Source organism: Haloferax sp. Atlit-10N (genome assembly GCF_003586325.1).
GTDB lineage: Archaea > Halobacteriota > Halobacteria > Halobacteriales > Haloferacaceae > Haloferax > Haloferax prahovense.
The window spans coordinates 118,230-134,782 of sequence record NZ_PSYX01000001.1 but is presented as its reverse complement, the minus strand read 5'-3'; the positions used below and the strand labels follow the sequence as shown (position 1 = coordinate 134,782).

Here is a 16,553-nt window from a genome sequence, read left to right as displayed (position 1 = left end):
TACAAATAGTGTAGCCATGGATCTCTCAGAAGAGAGGAGAAAGGAGGCCGAACAGATCACGGAGAGGACTAACCTCTCTAAGCGGGAAGCTGAGGTACTACTCTTGAAACAAGCAGGGACTAGTTCACATGCAGATATCGCTGACAGATTGGATCTCAAGAGGTCCACGGTAGACGAATACGCGAAGCGAATCAGAGAAAAACGAGACCAGTCAGAGAATACGACGAGAGTGCTAAGGGACTTCTCATCATCTAACGACAGCCTCAGAAGTTTAATAGATCGATTGCAGGTCGATGATAAAGTCGTATTTACGTCAACTGGTCGCAAATCGATGAAACAGCCGTTTACAGTCGTGGGGTTCAACCAAATGTCAACCACCGAAGGGACAAAAACACGCGTTGAGATGGATGGTCCCCGAGGCGGCAAGATGAGGTTGCTAGTGGAACCAAACCAGGACAAATTATGGCAAGTCTACGACGACGGAAAACACAAAGATAATCCGGTTCGATGGGAACTGACGAGTCTGTCAATCGTAGCTGGGGAGAGTACTATTGGGCTACATTCAGAGTAGTGCTATAGATATTTGAGAAATGTGAATTTGTTTTGTAGTGTGATAGTCCCACCATTTGAGAGTTGGTGCCACAGACATGATGTTCCGAGCTCGATTGAGTTCTGGTCCGCTCCGCGGTACGGTTTTTATCGGTTCCCCGCGTCTCACAGCGTAGCCCATGCCGTCGTCGCCGCGTTCCGTTCCCTCGCCGCCGCACTCCGCCGCTTCGGGGTCGCGTCTCGCCGCCTCGCCCGTCGCCCTCGCCGCGCTCGTGGCCGCGAACCTCGTCCCCCTCGTCGGCGTCGTCTGGTTCGACTGGAGCCTGAAGGCGCTGCTCGTCGCTTACTGGCTCGAAAGCGGCGTCGTCGGTCTCCTGAACGTCCCCAAGATTCTCGCCGCCAGCGGCCGCGGCGACGGCGGGTCGAGCATCAACGCCACCATCAACGGTCGGCGGGTGGACCTCTTGCCGCCCGAATCGCCCCGCGACGGCTTTCACTTCTACCCCACGAACGTCCCCATCGCGGGCTTTTTCGCCATGCACTACGGGATTTTCTGGGTCGTCCACGGCGTGTTCGTCTGGTCGTTCGACGCCTTCGCGGGCGGGGCGGCCGGCGCGGTCGGCGGCGTCCCGCTCGGCGCGGTCCTTCTCGCGGCGGCTGCGACGGTCCTCAGCCACGGCGGGTCGTTCGCCGCCAACTTCGTCGGCCGCGAGGAGTACCGGAGCGTCTCGCCCGGCACGCAGATGTCCGAACCCTACCGCCGGGTCATCGTCCTCCACCTGACCATCATCCTCGGCGCGTTCCTCGTCGCCGCCTCGGGCGCGCCCGCCGCGGCGCTCGTCGTCATGGTCGTCGTCAAAACCGCGCTCGACGCGGGCGCGCACCTCAGAGAACACGCCCGCGCCGAAAAGCGGGCGGAACGGCCCGAAGAACCGGCGGGCGAGCGAATCGAAGTCAACGACGCCTCGGCCTGAACGTCGGGGTGGACGGGCGCTCTCGCGGGCTCAGAAGTCGCCGAGGCTGGCCTGTCCGTCCGAGGAGTCGGAGAGTCCCGAGAGGTCGGCGGCGCGCGCGATGGTCTCGAAGAAGCCCTCGCGCTGGCTCCGGTCGTAGAGCGTCGCCGCCGGATGGACAGAGAGGAGGACGCGGTAAGAGGCGTCGCCGACGCGGGCGTCCACGACCGACCCGGACTCGCTCGTGATGGCGACGCCGCGGTCGAGCAGGTGCTGCGATGGCACTTTCCCGAGCGTGACGATTAGCTCGGGGTCGACGAGTTCGAGTTCGCGGGCGAGATAGCCCCGACAGTTCGACAGTTCGTCGCTCGTCGGGTCGCGGTTGTCCGGCGGGCGGCACCGCACGCAGTTGGTGATGCGAACGTCGGCGCGGGCGAGGCCGGCCTCGCGGAGCGCGTCGTCAAGCACGGAGCCGGAGCGACCCACGAACGGCTCGCCGCCCTCGTCTTCCTTCGCGCCCGGCGCTTCGCCGAGGAAGAGCAGGTCGGCGTCGTCGGGGCCGACCCCGTTGACGATGCGACTCCGCGAGTCGACGAGTTCGGGGCACTGCTCGCAGCCCGTCACGCAGAGGCCCTCCATGTGTTCCATACTCGGTTCGAGGGCGGGGACGGCTTAATCCCCGGCGAAGCGTCGCGCCGCTCGGGCGGCCATCCGGGCCACGCGAATCGGTTCGGGACGGCCGCCGGTCGGGGTGAACCCGCGGACGACCCGCGCGGCCTCGTCGTCGTCGCAGCCGGCGGCCCGGACGAACACCGTCTCCCCGTTCACATCGAGCGGGCGGCGGGGCGGGGCCGCGCGGTACGTGGCGAGTCGTCGGTCGAGCGCCGCGCCCGAGAACTGCTCGGCGAGCGCGGGTTCGAGCCCCTCGCTCTCCTCGAAGGAGACCGAGACCACCGGGCGGTCGAGGTCCGCGGCGAGGCGCTCGACGTCGACGAGGTTGAACCACGCCGGGGCGATGCCGGAGACGAGCAGGTAGCGCACGTCTTCGCGGCCGAGCGAGGCGTACAGCGAGGCGATGGCGTGGGTCGCGTCGTCGCCGCCGACGGTGCACGTCTCGAAGGCGAGACCGTCGACGACCCGGTCGGCGCGGACGACCGCGCCGCAGAGGACGCTCTCCGGAGACGGGTCTGTCGAAAAATGAGCGTCGTCAGCGTCGTCTGTGGGTGCGCGCGCCGCCCCGGGGGAAGATTCCGCGACCCCGAGGGCGCGAGACCCAGGCTTCACTCGTCTTTAATCTCCTGGAGCCGGTCGAGGAGTTCGTCGTTGGACGCGCCGATTTCGAAATCGACCTCGCCCTCGTGTTTCTCCTCGCTCGTCGTGACGCCGTCTTCCTCGTCGAAGTCGACGTTCTGGTCTCCTTGTTCGGACTCGTCGTAGCTCCCAAATCCCATACAGTCATACGTACACGACCGAGCCCCAAAAAGGATTTGTCGCGCGAGTTCGACGTTTGAGGGCGAGTTGCGGTGTCGCGGGGAACGTCTCACCCGTCCGACTTTTTCCGTTCGGGCGCGTACGCGGAGGTATGGAAGTCATCCCAGTCACCGCCGACGCCGAGACCTTCACCTGCAACGCCTACCTCGTCCTCGGCGCGCGAACCGTCCTCGTCGACGCCGGAACGATGCCCGGCGTCGAGGAGGTCGTCGCCGAGCACACCGACGACCTCGACGCAGTGGTCGTCACCCACCAGCACTCGGACCACGTGGGCGAACTCGACGCGGTGGTCGAGCGGTTCGCCCCGGACGTGTACGCCTACGCCGACCACCCGCTTCGAACGCACGAACTCGAAGACGGCGACCACGTCGAGATGGGTGACGAGACGTTCGAGGTCATCTACACGCCGGGTCACGCCGACGACCACGTCTCGCTCGTGAGCGGGCGGTCGCTGTTTTCCGGCGACGTGTTCGTCTACAACGACGGTGCGTTCGACGACGGCAGTTTCGGTCGCACCGACATGCCGGGACAGTCCCGCGAGCGCCTCATCAGCAGCCTGCACACGCTCCTCGACCGCCTCCCGTCGACCGTCGAGGCGCTGTACGCCGGCCACGGCGACCCCTTCGAGAACGAGATCGGGGGCGACACCGTCCGCGACGCGCTCGAACGCGCGCTCGAACGCGCGGAGCGCCGCAAACCGAAATACCCGGAGGCCTGAGATGGCGACCGACACGACCGGGGGCGCGGGCGGCGACCTGACGCGACTGCACTACGTCGGCGTCGGCCTCGCGGCCGTGACCGGCGTGATTCACCTCGTCCTCGGGGCGGGCGCGCTGGCCGCGAACCTCGCCGATCCGCTCGGCATCGCGTTCATCGGGGCCGCGGCGGGCTTCGCCGCCGGCATCGTCGGCGTCCTGCGCGGCGACGAGCGCCTCCGCTCGCGGGTGGTGTTGCTCGGCATCCCCTTCACCGTCGGACAGGTGGTCCTCTACGTCGCACTGAACTGGCCGAATATCTTCGGAATCGGCGGCATCGTGGACAAGCTCGTCCAGCTCGCACTGCTCGCGGTGCTGGTCGAACTGTATCGGCGAGACGCCTGAGAGAGAAGCGTGCGGGCTTACGCGGCGCGGCGTTCCTTCGACTTGGGTCGAAGGTGCTTGTAGCCGCACTTGCGGCACTGCTTTGCCTTCTGGGGGTTGCGCGCGTTGCACCGCATGCAGATCTGCTTCTCGAGCGTCCGCTTCGTCGCAGCGTCACTAGCCATGCATACGAGTCCCCCCGCCGGTCGTATAACGCTTGCGAGACACACCGCCGGCGCTCGCGGGGCTCTCGGCGGCCATCTGGATAGGTCGGAAAACGCGGCGGTCCGCGGCGCGCTTACGCGCCGGCCTGGCTCAGCGCCGATTCGATGTCGTCGCGCTGGGTGACGCCGACGAAGCGGTCGACGATGCCGTCGTCGTTCTCGACGATGAGCGTCGGGAGCGAGCGAACCTGATACTGGTTGGCAACGTCCTGTTCCTCGTCGACGTCGACCTTGACGAACTCGACGTTCTCGTAGTCGCCCTCGAGGTCGTCGAGAATCGGGTCCTGCGTCTTACAAGGGCCGCACCAGTCCGCGTAGAAGTCCAAGAGTCGAACAGTCATCGTATCCCGACGCAACTTGCCTGCCCCCGCGCATAAGGATTACTCATGGGCCCGCACCTCTCCGGTTGTGCTTCCGGTCATCCAAAACGGATTCCGACCCGTCGACCCCCAAGACGGCCGCGAGCGGACTCGTCCGATGAGCGCGATTTTTCGGCCGCGTCGAGACGCGTTCCGAGCGCGAGCCGAAACGTTTACGCGGCGGACGCACGGACGGTGGAACATGAGCAAGGGCCAGAACAGCGGCGGTCTGATGTCGAGCGCGGGCCTCGTCCGCTACTTCGACGCGGAGGACCGCAACGCGATTCGAGTCGACCCCAAGACCGTCGTCGCCACGGGAGCGCTGTTCGGCATCGGCATTCTGGTGCTGAACGCGCTCGCGCTCTGAACCGCGCCGACCGCCGAACGGACGCTTTTTGTCCGCGGCTTCCCGAGACCCCTCCATGACTACGCTACGCGCCGGCGTCGTCGCCGTGCAGGGCGACGTGTCCGAGCACGCCGACGCCGTCGAGCGGGCCGCCGCGGCCCACGGCGTCGACGCCGAAATCGTCGAGATTCGAAGCGACGGCCTCGTCCCCGACTGCGACGTGTTACTCATGCCGGGCGGCGAGTCCACGACCATCTCCCGGCTTCTCGAACGCGAGGGCATCGCCGACGAGATTCGCGCCCACGTCGACGCCGGGAAACCCGTCCTCGCCACCTGCGCCGGCCTCATCGTCGCCTCCCGCGACGCCAAGGACGACCGCGTGACCACGCTCGACCTCCTCGACGTGACGGTCGACCGCAACGCCTTCGGCCGGCAGGTCGACAGCTTCGAGGCCCCGCTGGACGTGGCCGGCCTCGACTCGCCGTTCCCCGCGGTGTTCATCCGCGCACCCCTCATCGACGAGGTCGGCGACGGCGTGGAGGTGCTCGCCGAGTGGGACGGCAACCCGGTCGCCGTCCGCGACGGCCCCGTCGTCGGCACCTCGTTCCACCCCGAACTGACGCCCGACAGCCGTATCCACGACCTCGCGTTCTTCGACGAACTGGCGGTCGAAGTCGACGCCTGAGCGGTCGGCCGGCCGGAGTGCGGGTCGCCTGTTCGAGCGAGGTCTGGCCGCCCGCCCGCCGGAACCAGAGGGTCTTTTTCCGCGCCCGCCCGTCGTGCGACCATGGACGCCGACACCCCGACCGAGGAGGTCTTAGACGAACTCTTTGCGACTATCGAGTCGCGCAAGGCGGAACTCCCCGAGGACTCCTACACGACGACGCTGTTTACCCACGAGAAAGGCGAGAACTACGTCCTCGAAAAGCTCGGCGAGGAGATGACGGAGACCATCCTCGCGGCCAAGGACGACGACCGCGAGGAACTGCTCTACGAGAGCGCCGACCTCGTCTACCACCTGCTCGTCCTGCTGTCGATGAAGGACGCCTCGCTCGACGACCTGCGCGAAGAGCTGAAAAACCGCTTCTGAGACGGTTGACCGCGACCGCGGTTGCGACGCCGCCGCCATTCGCCGCTCGCCGCCCGCAGTTCCCGGACGAGACGGCCCGATTGCAAAGCACCAAGAGCGTGCATCCACGATAGCGCACTCTCTCGATGCACGTCTCCCGAACCCGCGTCCGCCAGTTCGCTCCCGCGCATCTCACGCCCCACCGCGCCGCGACCGTCTCCCGAGGGTCGGCCGCGTGAGTCGGCTGTTCGGCGGCGACGAGCCGTCAGTCGAGTTCGTCGCCGGGAGCCTCATCGCGGGCGTCTTCTTCGGCGGCGTCGGCGCGGGCGTCGCCTTCCCGACGCTGCCGACGCTCGGTCCCATCATCGGTATCACGCCGTTCGTGGTCGGTCTCATCCTCTCGGCGAACCGGTTCACCCGACTGGTCGTGAACACGCCCGCCGGGCAGATACTCGACCGGATGGGGACGCGCCGGCCGATGATAGCCGGGTTCGTCGTGCAGGGGCTGTCGCCGTTCGGCTACGTCCTCGGGCTAAATCCCGGCCCGATTCCGCTCGACAGCGCGACTATCTTCCTCCTGTCGCGGGCCTGCTGGGGCGTCGGCTCGGCGTTCGTCTTCGTCGGCGCGTTCAGCACCATCACGCACGTCACCTCGGGCGAAAACCGCGGGAAGTGGGTCGGCTACATGCGCGGCGGCCAGAGCCTCGGGTTCCCCGCGGGCCTCGTCGTCGGCGGCCTCGTCACCGACGCGTTCGGCTACGCCACCGCGTTCGCCGTCGCGGGCTGTGCGGGCCTGTTCGCCGCCCTCGTCGCCATCTCCGTCCTCCCGGACGTGAAGACCGACGTGACGGCGGCGAGTTCGCTCCGCGACGTGCCGCGACTGGTCGGCTCCGACATCCGCATCTTCACCGTCGGCACCGTCAACTTCGCCGTCCGCTTCCTGTTTGCGGGCGTCCTCCTCTCGACGGCCGTGCTGTACGCGACGGCGAACGATATCTCGCTCGGCGGGCTCTCCGGGGCCGGCGTCAGCGGCGTCGTGATGGCCGTCGGCGTCGTCGCGTCGAGCGTCACGACGCTCGTCGTCGGGCGGTACTCCGACCGTCTGTCGAACCGCGCGGCGCTGACGCTGCCCGCGCTGGGCGTCCTCGCGTCCGGGTTCGCGCTGTTGGCGCTCGTGCCGACGCTCCCCTCGACGCTCGCGGGCGTGGCGCTCATCGGCATCGGCGTCGGCGGGTCGAACCCGCCGCTGTTAGCCTATCTCGGCGACCTCAGCCCGGCCGACGACGTGGGCAAACTCGGCGGCGTCTACAACGTCTTCGGCGACTCGGGGTCGACGCTCGGCCCGCTCGTGGCCGTCCCGCTGGCCGAAGTGGTCGGCTTCCGCGTCGAGTACCTCGCCTGCGTCGCGCTCGTCGTCGTCGTCGGACTGCTCGTGGCGCGGACGCTCTACGGGGAGGCGGCGACGGTGCCGCGGTCTGAACTGTCGTGAGAAATCGCGCCGGGTGCGGGTCGGACGCCGCTACTTGAACTCGATGCCGAGGTCGTGCATCCCGTCGTTGTTCTGTGCGACGTTGATGAGAAGCGGCGTCACCGCTTCGATTTCGGCGGCGTTGGCGAGGCCGCCGCCGTCGAGCGCGCGGAGGCCGTCGATGCCCTCGGCGAGCAGGCGCACGGTCTCCTTTGCGTCCTCGTCGTCGGCGACGAGCAGCGTGTCGATGCCGAGGTCGGCGTCGAGGTCGGCCAGTCGACCGGCCGCGAGGTTGTGGAACGCGCCGACCACCGGCACGTCGTCGGGGGCCGCGTCGGCGACGAGCGCCGTCACGCTCCCTGCTTTCGGCGGGTGGTAGTGGAAGCCGTCGTCGTCGCGCTTGATGCCCGCGGCGGGCGTGACGAGCACGTCTCCCTCGGACAGGGAGTCGGCGACGGCCTCGACGGTGTCGGAGACGTGGTACGGCGGCACGGCGAGGACGACCACGGAGGCGCGGTCGGCGGCCATCTCGTTCGTAAAGCCGTTTACCTTCACGTCGCGGCCGCGGCTGGAGAGTTCGGTCTCGTACTCGTCGGCCTTCGCGCGGGCCTTGTCGGGGTCGCGCGACCCGACGATGACCTCGTGGTCGGTGTGGTAGGCCCAGCGGAGGGCGAGGCCCTCGCCGATGTCGCCGGTCCCACCGAGGAGTGCGATTCGCATACTCACACCTCCGGACCGAGCCGACCTAAAGGGTTGTGCGACCGGTCGGTTCTGCCTGTGTCCGCGAGGAGAAAGCGCTATGAGTTCAAAAAACTGTCACGAAAGCGTGAACGAACCGAGGTACGTTCAGGCGCTGACGCTGTGGTTCGTCGTGCTGATTTTCATGCAGACTGCGCCGGGTATCGACGGGGTTCTCGGAACCGCGCTCGGTGTCTTCTGTATCGCGCTGGTATGGGTGCTTCCGGTGTACATCGCCGTCAGGCTGGTCGACGACCTCGGCGCGCGGTTCGGGAGCCGGTCCGGCTGAGGCGTCAGGCGTCGTCGTCGGACTCGACGAGCGCCTGTACCCGCTCGAAGCCGTCGCGGTAGACGAGCCACCACGCGACCACCGGAGCCAACAGCAACAGCGGCCCGACGAGGAACAACTGCGTGAACGGGTCCGGCGGGAGGAGGTACGTCCCGACGACGACCACGAGCGCGTCGAGCGCGAGCAGCGTGACGACGAAGGCGCGGAGGTGTCCCATCAGCGGCCCTCCGGCGGCGAAACGGGAGTCGGAGTCAGCGTCGGAGCCATCAGTCGAGGAGGTCCGGAACTTCGTTCACGTCCTCGACGACGGCGGCCGCGCCGATTTCGGAGAACTTCTGTCGGCCGTCGTCGCCGGTCAGGCCGCCCGAGAGGACGCCGACGCCGTAGTAGACACGGTCGGGGTCAGCGGCGTCGGCGTTCAGCGCCGTCTTCACGTCGTCGAGGGTGTCGCCGACGAAGACGACCGACTCGGCTCCGAGGCGCTCCGCGACCGTCACGAGCGCGGCCGGGTGGGGCTTTCCCTCCTCCCAGTCGTCCATCGTGAACCGGTGGTCGTCGGCCACGTCGAGGGCGACGCGGTCGAGCGCGATGTCGGCCTCCGCGCTGGGCCGGCCGGTGACGACGCCGAGTTCGCGGTCGCCGAGGGCGTCGAGCGTCTCCTGACGGAGGAGCACGGGTTCGTCGTGGATGTAGCCCGGGGCCTCGAACGGCGGGTCGCCGCCTTCGAGGTCGCGGTAGCGGTCGCTTCCGAGATAGAGCGCCTGAAACGTCTCGCGGAGCGCCTCGGGGTCCCACTCGTCGAAGACGACGCTCGGGTCGGAAAACAGGGCTTCGACGGTCGCCTCGGCGGCGTCGAGGCCGCCGCCGCGGGCCTCGATGTCGTCGGTGAACTCGGCGACCGACAGGTCGGTCTCGCGGGCGGCGAGGACGTACAGCGCCGCCGCGTACGTCAGTTCCCAGTCGTTGTTGAAGCCGCCGGCGTCCTTGAACAGTTGGACCTCGTCGCGGGAGATGGTCGTGCCGTAGTGTCGGTCCACTGATTCGACGATGGCGCGCCGGTAGGAGTCGGCGACGTCGACGAGCACTCCGTCGATATCGAAGACGACAGCGTCCGCGTGCATACCGGAACCGCGCGGCGAGCGGGCAAGTGCCTTACTCTTGGGGCCGGGCGGGCTAGTCCCCCCGGGCGCGCTGGCCCCGCCGTCCGCGCTCGGCGACGTACAGCGTGTCGCCCGGAAGCGTCTCGCGGGCGACCGGAATCGAGGGTTCGTCGTAGCCGAGCGTGGTGAACAGGAAGTCGGCGTCGGCGCGGCGGGCGACCTCCGCGGCGGGCCGGTGAAGTTCGACGGGGACGTTCAGAGCGTAGACGACGCCGGCGTCGGCGTAGGGACCGAGGTCGGGGGCGTCGGCGCGGGCGAACACGTCGTCGCGGACAAACGAGACACCCTCGGGGACGGGGAACTCGTGTACGTCGACGGCGACCACGTCGACCCCGCGGTCGGCGAGGGCAGCCGCCACCGACGGCTCCCGGCCGACCCCGACTTCGACCGCGCGGTCGTACCCCGACAACCGTGCGACGAGCGCGTCGCGCAGCGATTTTTTCACGTCGGGATATTTATGAAGCGTCCCCGCTTAATCCCTCGCATGCTCGTCGATATCGTGCCTATCGGGGATATTTCTGCGGCCGTCAAGCGGGAGGCATCCGCCGGACTCCGCTCCGTCTACGACTGCGACGTGACCGTGCACTCGAATCAGGCGATTCCCGAGGGCGCGTTCGACCGGAGCCGAAACCAGTACCGGGCCGAGCAGTTCATCGAGCTGGCGAGCCGCATCGGTCGCGGCGAGAAGAACATCGGCATCACGGAAAAGGACCTCTACTACCGCCGCCGAAACTACGTCTTCGGCCTCGCGTACCTCAACGGCAATGGCTCCGTCATCTCCACGTACCGCCTCCAGACCTCCACGGACGGCGGCATCACGAACAAGCCCGCCGACGAGGTGCTGTCCGACCGCGTGCGAAAGGAGGTCGTCCACGAAATCGGCCACACCCTCGGCCTCGAACACTGCGACAACAACAAGTGCGTCATGTCCTTCTCGCCGACGGTCCGCGAGGTGGACGTGAAAGAAGAGAACCTCTGCGGCACCTGCAGTCGGCTCGTCCACTAGTTCTCCGAACGCGAGCGCCGTCTCACCCTTTTTCTCGTCTCGGCACCTGTATTCAGGTATGAACTTCGTCGTTGCAGTAGACGGCTCTGCGGCCGCCGACAGAGCGCTCGACCACGCGCTCACGATGCTCGAACCGCTGGGTGCGACGGTCACCATCGTCCACGCGGTCGAACCGCAGGTCCTCGTCGAAGGCGGCGAGGAACCCGTCGCGGGGGTCGCCAGAACCGGCGACCGAATCGTCGCCGAGAGCCTCGAAGACGCGGAATCGCGCGCCGAACACGTCATACAAGCGGCCGCCGAACGCGCCGCCGACGCGGGCGTCGAAGCGACCACGGAACTCCTCTACGGCGACCCCGTCGAGGCGATTCCGACCTACGCCGACGAGTCAGGTGCCGAGGGCATCTTCGTCGGCCACCGCGGCCTCTCGAAACGCTACGAGGGGCTGGTCGGGAGCGTCGCCAAGGAACTGGTCGAGCGGGCGTCCTGCCCCGTCACCGTCGTCCGCTGAATGCGCCGACTCGACGGGCGGGAGGGCGGCGGACAGCCCCTCAGGACCGCCCTCGCCCTCTCGGTCGTGACCGGCGAGCCGTTCGAGATGACGAACGTCCGCGGGAACCGCTCGACGCCCGGGCTGAAGGCCCAGCACGTCGCCTGCGTCTCCGTCGCCGCGGCCGTCTCGAACGCCGACGTCGCCGGCGACGAGGTCGGGTCGTCGACGCTCCGCTTTTCCCCCCGCAACGTCCGAGCCGACCCGGTCGAGGCGGCCGTCGGCACCGCCGGGAGCGCGACGCTCGTCTGCGAGACGCTGCTCCCCGCGGCCGTCGCTCTCGACGACCCGCTCTCGCTCACCGTCACCGGCGGCACCGACGTTCGGTGGTCGCCGCCTGCGGACTACCTCCGGTACGCGAAGCGTCCGCTGTGTTCGGCGTTCGGCGTCGAGTTCGGCGTCTCGGTGCCTCGTCGCGGCTTCTACCCGGCCGGCGGGGGCACGCTTTCGCTCCGCATCGAACCGGCCGAGCCGACACCGGTCGAACTGACTCGCCGCGCGGAGCCCGACGAACTTCGAGTCTACTCGGTCGCGAGCGAGTCGCTCGCTGACGCCGCGGTGGCCGAGCGACAGGTCGAGGGCGTCCGCGACGCGCTCGCCGAGGCGGGCGTCGACCTCCCGATTCGGTCGTCGGTCTCGTCGGTCGAGAGCGACTCGCCCGGTTCGGCCGTGGTCGTCGTCGCTCGGGGCGGAGAAGACGAGAGAGGCGGCGACGGCTCCGCGTCGCTCGTCGCCGGCTTCGACGCCTACGGCGAGCGCGGCACGCCGGCCGAGACGGTCGGATCGCGGGCGGCCGACTCGCTTCTCGACTGGCTCGGCGGCGACGCGCCGGTTGACCGCCACATGGCCGACCAACTGCTCGTCTGGGTCGCGCTCGCCGGGGGTCGCGTACGGATTCCCGCCGTCACGGACCACGTGCGGACGAACCTCGGCGTGATTCGTGCCTTCGGCTACGACGTGTCGCTTCGGGCGGGCGAAGACGGCGACCGCGGCGCGGGGTCGGGCGCTGGCGCAGGTCCGGGGACGGGGACGGGCGCGGTCGTCGAGTCAGACGGCGGCCGCTGACCGGAAGAACCGGCTTCGGCAGCCTCAGGGCGCGTATTTCCCGGTCAGTTGCGTCTCGGCGGTGACGTGTCCCGCGATGGCGCGTTTCAGGTCGGCTTTCGTCGCACCGGCGTCGAGGTCGAGGGAGGTGTCGAGCGCGTACAACAGGAACCGATAAGTGTGCTCGCCGTCCGGCGGGTTCGGGCCGCCGTAGTCCCGTTCGCCGTAGCTGTTGGTTCCCTCGACCGCGCCCGGCGGCGTCTCGCCCGCCTCGATGGCGTCGGTCTCGGGGTCGATGTTCCAGACCAGCCAGTGGTCCCACACCTTGCCCGCGGGTTTCACCGCGTCGGGGTCGTCCATCACGAGGGCGAGCGAGGCGGTCCCGGGGGGAACGCCGCCGATTCGGAGCGGCGGGCTCTCGTTTTCGGTCGCGTAGCCGTGGGTGCGGGGTATCGGGCTTCCGTCGTCGAACGCCGGGCTTCGGAGGGTGAGCCCGCGGCGGCGCTCGCTCGAATCACTCGATATCATTACCCGCCCGTTGGGCGACCAGCGACAAAACGATTCGTTCGGCCGAATCGACCCGTCAGCCGCCGTGAACGACGCGGATTTGGATTCCATCGGGGTCGGAGACGACGAGCGAGTCGGTCGCGCCGGCCGCGTCGCCGTCCCCGGATTCGTCCCCGTCGAACCCGCCGTCGTCGAACCCGTGGCCACCGTCGGCCAGCGACTCCCGGACCGCGTCGAGTGTCGCGGCGTCGGGGACGACGACTTCGAACCACTCGATGCCGCGGCCCTCACCGGCGGGGGCGCTTCGGGTGTTCCAACTGTTCAGGCCGACGTGGTGGTGGTACTCGCCGGCGGCGACGAACGACGCGCTGGGGTAACCCTCGTCGCGGACGCGCATGCCGAGCGCGTCGACGTAGAAGTCCCGCGAACGGGAGACGTTCGTGACTTCGAGGTGGACGTGTCCGAGGTCGGTGCCGTCGGGCGCGCGGTCCTCGCCGGCGGCGTCGTCGGCGAGCGACCCGAGGTCGAGCGCGAACGTGTCCATCGACACTCGGCGGTCGTCGGTCCACGGCCACTCCTCGCGGGGCCGGTCGTAGTAGACCTCGACGCCGTTGCCCTCCGGGTCGCGGAAGTACAGCGCCTCGCTGACGAGGTGGTCGGACGCGCCGGAGAGGGTCGCGCCGGCCTCGGTTGCGCGGGTTCTGGCGCGGGAGAGCACGTCGCCGAGCGCGCCTCGGTCGGGCACGCGAACCGCGAGGTGGAACAGCCCGGCCTCCCGGCGACCGCGCTCCGGGGCGTCGGAGTCCTCGTCGAGGACGACGACGGGAGTCTCGCCGGCCGAGAGGACCGCCCGCGAACCGTCGCGTTCGCGCTCGACCGCGAGGCCGACCACGTCGCGGTAGAACGGGACGACGCGGTCGAGCGAGCCGACGCGGAGCGCGACCCGGCCGAGGTGGGTGTCGTCCGTGAGCGAGCCATCTGATGAAGGTTGAGTCGTCATATCTCCGTCTTCGAGCGTGACCGTGAAAACGCCCGTAGTAACATCGGAGTCACTCGCGGCGCGAGGTGTAACCGAGGGTGAGGGAGCGAAGAACGGAGAACCGGGGGGTGGAAACGCGAGCGAACGGGTCGCTATTCGGCGTAGTAGTACTCGCCGGCGCGCTTCTGCTCGCGGTCGAGTTGCGAGTCGGGCTTGTTGATGCGCGGGCGCTGGGTGCGCTCGTCGCGGCGGAACGTGATGTCGAGGTCCGACAGGAAGTCGTTCATGCCGTCGCGCATCTCCTGGGGCTTCGAGGCGTGGCCCTCGATGGACGGCTCGCCGTCGAACACCATCAGGCGGTCGGCGAGCAGGTCCATCATGTAGATGTCGTGGTCGATGACCATGACCGTCGCGTCGTGGTTCTCGGCGTAGCGGCGGATGGCCGAGGTGGCCTGCACGCGCTGTTCCACGTCGAGGTGGGCCGACGGCTCGTCGAGCAGGTAGAGGTCGGCGTTCTGTGAGAGACACGCCGCGATGGCGACGCGCTGGCGCTCGCCGCCGGAGAGGTCGGTGAGGTTGCGCTCCATGATGCGGTTGAGCTGGAGCGGGTTCGCGATTTCGGTGTTCCAGTACGACGAACCGAACTGGTCGGTGATGGACGAGAGGAACGCGTCGACCCGCATCGGCTGGTCGATTTCGATGTACTGCGGCTTGTACGAGATGTCGAGCGCGAAGTCGAGTTCGCCCACGTCGGGCGTCAGGTCGCCCGTAAAGAGCTGTGCGAGCGTCGACTTCCCGATGCCGTTGGGGCCGACGATGCCGAGCACTTCGCCGTTGTAGATGGTGCCGGCCTCGACGTCGAGGGAGAACTCGCCGTCGCCGTAGGACTTGGCGAGTTCGGGGTACTCGACGAGGGGTTCGGCCTTCGTCGTCTCGCGCGGCGCGTGCTCCTCGAAGGTGATTGCCTCCGGACGGATGCGCATGTTCTCGTTCGAAAGATACCCCTTCAGGTACTCGTTGATGCCGTTTCTGACCGACTTGGGGTCGGTGATGACACCGTACGCGCCGGGCTCACCGTAGGCGACGTGGAGCGTGTCGGCGAGCAGGTCGAGGATGGCGAGGTCGTGTTCGACCACGAGCACCGCGCGGTCTTCTTCCTCCGCGAGTTCGCGGATGAGCCGCGCGGCGGTGACGCGCTGGCCGATGTCGAGGTACGGCGAAATCTCGTCGAGGAAGTAGAAGTCGCGGTCGCGGGCGAGCGTCGCCGCGAGGGCGACCCGCTGAAGCTCGCCGCCGGAGAGCGTCTCGATGTCGTTGTCGACGACCGGGCCGATGTCGAGGCGGTCGATGTAGGAGTCGAGCGCGCCGCGCTCGTCGGTCGCCTCCAAGAGGTCGCGGGCAGAGCCGTCGAACTGCTTGGGAATCTGGTCGACGTACTGCGGCTTGCGCGCGATGGAGACCTCGCCGTCTCGAACCTGTTCGACGTAGTTCTGGAGTTCGGTCCCGCGGAAGCGGTCGAGGACGGCCTCCCACGTCGGTTCCTCGTCGTAGTTGCCGAGGTTGGGGACCATTTCGCCCGCGAGGGCGCGGACGGCCGTGGTCTTCCCGATACCGTTCGGTCCGAGGATACCCGTGACCGAGCCGGACTCGGGGACCGGAAGGCCGTACAGCGAGAAGGCGTTCTCGCCGTAGCGGTGGGTCGGGTCCTCGTCGAGTTCCGAGGGGAGGTTGATGATTTCGATTGCATCGAAGGGGCACTTCTCGACGCAGATACCGCAGGTCTCACCGAGGCAGATCTCCTCGGAGATGCGCACCTGGTCGGGACCGCCCTGCTCGGCGTCCTCGCCACGGAGCGTGATGCACTCTTTACCCGTCCGGTTCGGCGGACAGAAGTTCGAGCACTCGTAGCTACAGCGGTCGGGGGAACACCGGTCTAAGTCGACGACGGCGATACTATCGTCGGCCATCGTTAGATCTGAACACCCGAAGTCAGGAGGATGGCGAACGTGATGAACCAGAGCGCGAAGGTCATGAACACCACGTAGAGGTAGTCCTTCACGCCGAACCCGTTGACATCGATGCCGACGACGCGAAGCACCGGGAACTGGACGAGGACGAACGCCCCGAGGATACCCACGGCCAACTGATTGGTCGCGGCCTCGGGACTCGTCCCCACCACAGCCCCGGAGAGCACCGCGGCGGCGATGCCGGCGAGGCAGGCGAGTGTCGTGACCGTCACTCCACGAATATGACTGGAGAGACCGGTCTGCGTTTCCGTGGCCATGTGTTCCTCTGCGATATCCGGCGTCAAAAGGCGTTCGTTCCTGCGGCCGCCGCGCGGATAAAGCGTTGTCGGCCGGTCGCGGGCCAACAAGGTTTATGCTGGTAGCGCGTTTCGATTCGTAACGATGGCTGGAACAGAAGAGGAGAGTCTCGACGACCTCCCACCGAGTGCGAAGCTCGTTTTCAAAGTGCTCGAATACAACGGTCCGCTCACCCAGAAAGGCATCGTCGAAGAGTCGATGCTCTCGGCGCGAACCGTTCGCTACGCGCTCGAACGACTGGAGGGAATCGGTATCGTCGACGAGGACGTCTACTTCGCCGACGCCCGACAGAACCTCTATCAGTTGACCGATCTCGCGCCGCAGCAGGCGCAGGCCAAAGCCGACGGCGGCAAGGAAAAGGCCTGCTGCGCCGAGTAACTAGAACCGCCGCGGAACCACCGCACGCTTCGCAGTCGGTGTC

General features: G+C 67.8%; 26 protein-coding genes. 13 read left to right on the top strand and 13 right to left on the bottom strand.

Annotated elements, in window-relative coordinates:
- The first annotated feature begins 16 nt into the window (after positions 1-16).
- Together C5B91_RS00705 and C5B91_RS00700 are read left to right on the top strand one after the other, a co-directional pair.
- Positions 17-571, top strand: a complete 555-nt coding sequence (locus C5B91_RS00705; protein ID WP_083864263.1) for a sigma factor-like helix-turn-helix DNA-binding protein — start codon at positions 17-19, stop codon at positions 569-571.
- Between the two features lie 157 nt (positions 572-728).
- Positions 729-1,523 (top strand): DUF6498-containing protein, encoded by a 795-nt coding sequence (locus C5B91_RS00700; protein ID WP_115818956.1) that lies wholly within the window; start codon positions 729-731, stop codon positions 1,521-1,523.
- Between the two features lie 30 nt (positions 1,524-1,553).
- Here the strand turns inward: C5B91_RS00700 and C5B91_RS00695 are convergent, their stop codons facing one another.
- Genes C5B91_RS00695 through C5B91_RS00685 form a run of 3 tightly spaced genes read right to left on the bottom strand, consistent with a single transcriptional unit; the run spans position 1,554 to position 2,953 of the window.
- The gene (locus C5B91_RS00695) at positions 1,554-2,150 is read right to left on the bottom strand and encodes a uracil-DNA glycosylase family protein (RefSeq protein WP_008091657.1); all 597 of its coding nucleotides are present in this window, start codon (positions 2,148-2,150) and stop codon (positions 1,554-1,556) included.
- 24 nt (positions 2,151-2,174) lie between these two features.
- Positions 2,175-2,786, bottom strand: coding sequence for a DUF99 family protein (locus C5B91_RS00690; RefSeq protein WP_115818955.1), 612 nt, complete (start codon positions 2,784-2,786; stop codon positions 2,175-2,177).
- On the bottom strand, positions 2,783-2,953 hold the full coding sequence (locus tag C5B91_RS00685) for a DUF5786 family protein (protein WP_004044482.1): 171 nt from the start codon (positions 2,951-2,953) through the stop codon (positions 2,783-2,785). The genes C5B91_RS00690 and C5B91_RS00685 overlap by 4 nt, the downstream gene beginning before the upstream one ends.
- A gap of 131 nt (positions 2,954-3,084) precedes the next feature.
- Between C5B91_RS00685 and C5B91_RS00680 the strand changes: the two genes are divergently transcribed.
- Both C5B91_RS00680 and C5B91_RS00675 read left to right on the top strand, forming a co-directional pair.
- Positions 3,085-3,711, top strand: a complete 627-nt coding sequence (locus C5B91_RS00680) for an MBL fold metallo-hydrolase (protein ID WP_008091652.1) — start codon at positions 3,085-3,087, stop codon at positions 3,709-3,711.
- 1 nt (position 3,712) lies between these two features.
- The gene (locus C5B91_RS00675) at positions 3,713-4,093 is read left to right on the top strand and encodes a hypothetical protein (protein ID WP_004973454.1); all 381 of its coding nucleotides are present in this window, start codon (positions 3,713-3,715) and stop codon (positions 4,091-4,093) included.
- Positions 4,094-4,110: 17 nt separating this feature from the next.
- Here the strand turns inward: C5B91_RS00675 and C5B91_RS00670 are convergent, their stop codons facing one another.
- A complete protein-coding gene (locus C5B91_RS00670) occupies positions 4,111-4,257 on the bottom strand; it encodes a 50S ribosomal protein L40e (RefSeq protein ID WP_004044485.1) in 147 nt (48 codons plus the stop codon).
- 113 nt (positions 4,258-4,370) lie between these two features.
- The gene (trxA, locus tag C5B91_RS00665) at positions 4,371-4,652 is read right to left on the bottom strand and encodes a thioredoxin (RefSeq protein WP_394295171.1); all 282 of its coding nucleotides are present in this window, start codon (positions 4,650-4,652) and stop codon (positions 4,371-4,373) included.
- A 205-nt stretch (positions 4,653-4,857) separates the two neighbouring features.
- Between trxA and C5B91_RS00660 the strand changes: the two genes are divergently transcribed.
- From C5B91_RS00660 to C5B91_RS00645, 4 genes are all read left to right on the top strand, one after another.
- Entirely contained in the window at positions 4,858-5,022 is a 165-nt protein-coding gene (locus C5B91_RS00660) for a preprotein translocase subunit Sec61beta (RefSeq protein ID WP_049904986.1), read from the top strand.
- Positions 5,023-5,077: 55 nt separating this feature from the next.
- A complete protein-coding gene (gene pdxT / locus C5B91_RS00655) occupies positions 5,078-5,686 on the top strand; it encodes a pyridoxal 5'-phosphate synthase glutaminase subunit PdxT (protein WP_115818954.1) in 609 nt (202 codons plus the stop codon).
- 102 nt (positions 5,687-5,788) lie between these two features.
- The gene (gene hisE, locus C5B91_RS00650; RefSeq protein WP_008091617.1) at positions 5,789-6,091 is read left to right on the top strand and encodes a phosphoribosyl-ATP diphosphatase; all 303 of its coding nucleotides are present in this window, start codon (positions 5,789-5,791) and stop codon (positions 6,089-6,091) included.
- 214 nt (positions 6,092-6,305) lie between these two features.
- Positions 6,306-7,559, top strand: coding sequence for an MFS transporter (locus tag C5B91_RS00645; protein WP_008091616.1), 1,254 nt, complete (start codon positions 6,306-6,308; stop codon positions 7,557-7,559).
- A 30-nt stretch (positions 7,560-7,589) separates the two neighbouring features.
- Here C5B91_RS00645 and npdG read toward each other — a convergent pair whose 3' ends face one another.
- The gene (gene npdG, locus C5B91_RS00640; RefSeq protein ID WP_008091614.1) at positions 7,590-8,258 is read right to left on the bottom strand and encodes an NADPH-dependent F420 reductase; all 669 of its coding nucleotides are present in this window, start codon (positions 8,256-8,258) and stop codon (positions 7,590-7,592) included.
- Positions 8,259-8,364: 106 nt separating this feature from the next.
- Between npdG and C5B91_RS00635 the strand changes: the two genes are divergently transcribed.
- Complete coding sequence (locus C5B91_RS00635; protein WP_008091612.1) at positions 8,365-8,565, top strand: hypothetical protein; 201 nt, start codon at positions 8,365-8,367, stop codon at positions 8,563-8,565.
- A 4-nt stretch (positions 8,566-8,569) separates the two neighbouring features.
- On the opposite strand, the gene C5B91_RS00630 is transcribed toward C5B91_RS00635, so the two are convergent.
- The 3 genes from C5B91_RS00630 to C5B91_RS00620 are packed head-to-tail and all read right to left on the bottom strand — an operon-like array spanning position 8,570 to position 10,170.
- Positions 8,570-8,782 carry a hypothetical protein gene (locus C5B91_RS00630; RefSeq protein ID WP_008091611.1) on the bottom strand — a complete coding sequence of 71 codons (213 nt, stop codon included), beginning with the start codon at positions 8,780-8,782 and terminating at the stop codon, positions 8,570-8,572.
- A 49-nt stretch (positions 8,783-8,831) separates the two neighbouring features.
- Complete coding sequence (locus tag C5B91_RS00625) at positions 8,832-9,686, bottom strand: TIGR01548 family HAD-type hydrolase (RefSeq protein ID WP_008091609.1); 855 nt, start codon at positions 9,684-9,686, stop codon at positions 8,832-8,834.
- Between the two features lie 52 nt (positions 9,687-9,738).
- Positions 9,739-10,170: a UPF0146 family protein gene (locus C5B91_RS00620; RefSeq protein WP_008091607.1), complete on the bottom strand. Its 432-nt coding sequence runs from the start codon at positions 10,168-10,170 to the stop codon at positions 9,739-9,741.
- A gap of 39 nt (positions 10,171-10,209) precedes the next feature.
- Here C5B91_RS00620 and C5B91_RS00615 point away from each other — a divergent pair, with 39 nt between their 5' ends.
- From C5B91_RS00615 to rtcA, 3 genes are read left to right on the top strand one after another with little or no spacing between them, the layout of a single operon-like run.
- Positions 10,210-10,731: an archaemetzincin family Zn-dependent metalloprotease gene (locus C5B91_RS00615; protein ID WP_004969113.1), complete on the top strand. Its 522-nt coding sequence runs from the start codon at positions 10,210-10,212 to the stop codon at positions 10,729-10,731.
- Positions 10,732-10,789: 58 nt separating this feature from the next.
- The gene (locus tag C5B91_RS00610; RefSeq protein WP_008091603.1) at positions 10,790-11,239 is read left to right on the top strand and encodes a universal stress protein; all 450 of its coding nucleotides are present in this window, start codon (positions 10,790-10,792) and stop codon (positions 11,237-11,239) included.
- Entirely contained in the window at positions 11,240-12,343 is a 1,104-nt protein-coding gene (gene rtcA, locus C5B91_RS00605; protein ID WP_049968026.1) for an RNA 3'-terminal phosphate cyclase, read from the top strand. It abuts the gene before it with no gap.
- A gap of 24 nt (positions 12,344-12,367) precedes the next feature.
- Here the strand turns inward: rtcA and C5B91_RS00600 are convergent, their stop codons facing one another.
- The 4 genes from C5B91_RS00600 to C5B91_RS00585 form a co-directional block, all read right to left on the bottom strand.
- Positions 12,368-12,850: a YbhB/YbcL family Raf kinase inhibitor-like protein gene (locus tag C5B91_RS00600; RefSeq protein ID WP_008091600.1), complete on the bottom strand. Its 483-nt coding sequence runs from the start codon at positions 12,848-12,850 to the stop codon at positions 12,368-12,370.
- Positions 12,851-12,905: 55 nt separating this feature from the next.
- Positions 12,906-13,829: a VOC family protein gene (locus C5B91_RS00595; RefSeq protein WP_049968025.1), complete on the bottom strand. Its 924-nt coding sequence runs from the start codon at positions 13,827-13,829 to the stop codon at positions 12,906-12,908.
- Positions 13,830-13,960: 131 nt separating this feature from the next.
- Positions 13,961-15,775: a ribosome biogenesis/translation initiation ATPase RLI gene (locus tag C5B91_RS00590; RefSeq protein WP_008091598.1), complete on the bottom strand. Its 1,815-nt coding sequence runs from the start codon at positions 15,773-15,775 to the stop codon at positions 13,961-13,963.
- A 2-nt stretch (positions 15,776-15,777) separates the two neighbouring features.
- Positions 15,778-16,092 carry a hypothetical protein gene (locus tag C5B91_RS00585; protein WP_008091597.1) on the bottom strand — a complete coding sequence of 105 codons (315 nt, stop codon included), beginning with the start codon at positions 16,090-16,092 and terminating at the stop codon, positions 15,778-15,780.
- A 124-nt stretch (positions 16,093-16,216) separates the two neighbouring features.
- Here C5B91_RS00585 and C5B91_RS00580 point away from each other — a divergent pair, with 124 nt between their 5' ends.
- The gene (locus tag C5B91_RS00580) at positions 16,217-16,510 is read left to right on the top strand and encodes a helix-turn-helix domain-containing protein (protein ID WP_004044502.1); all 294 of its coding nucleotides are present in this window, start codon (positions 16,217-16,219) and stop codon (positions 16,508-16,510) included.
- Positions 16,511-16,553: the final 43 nt, after the last annotated feature.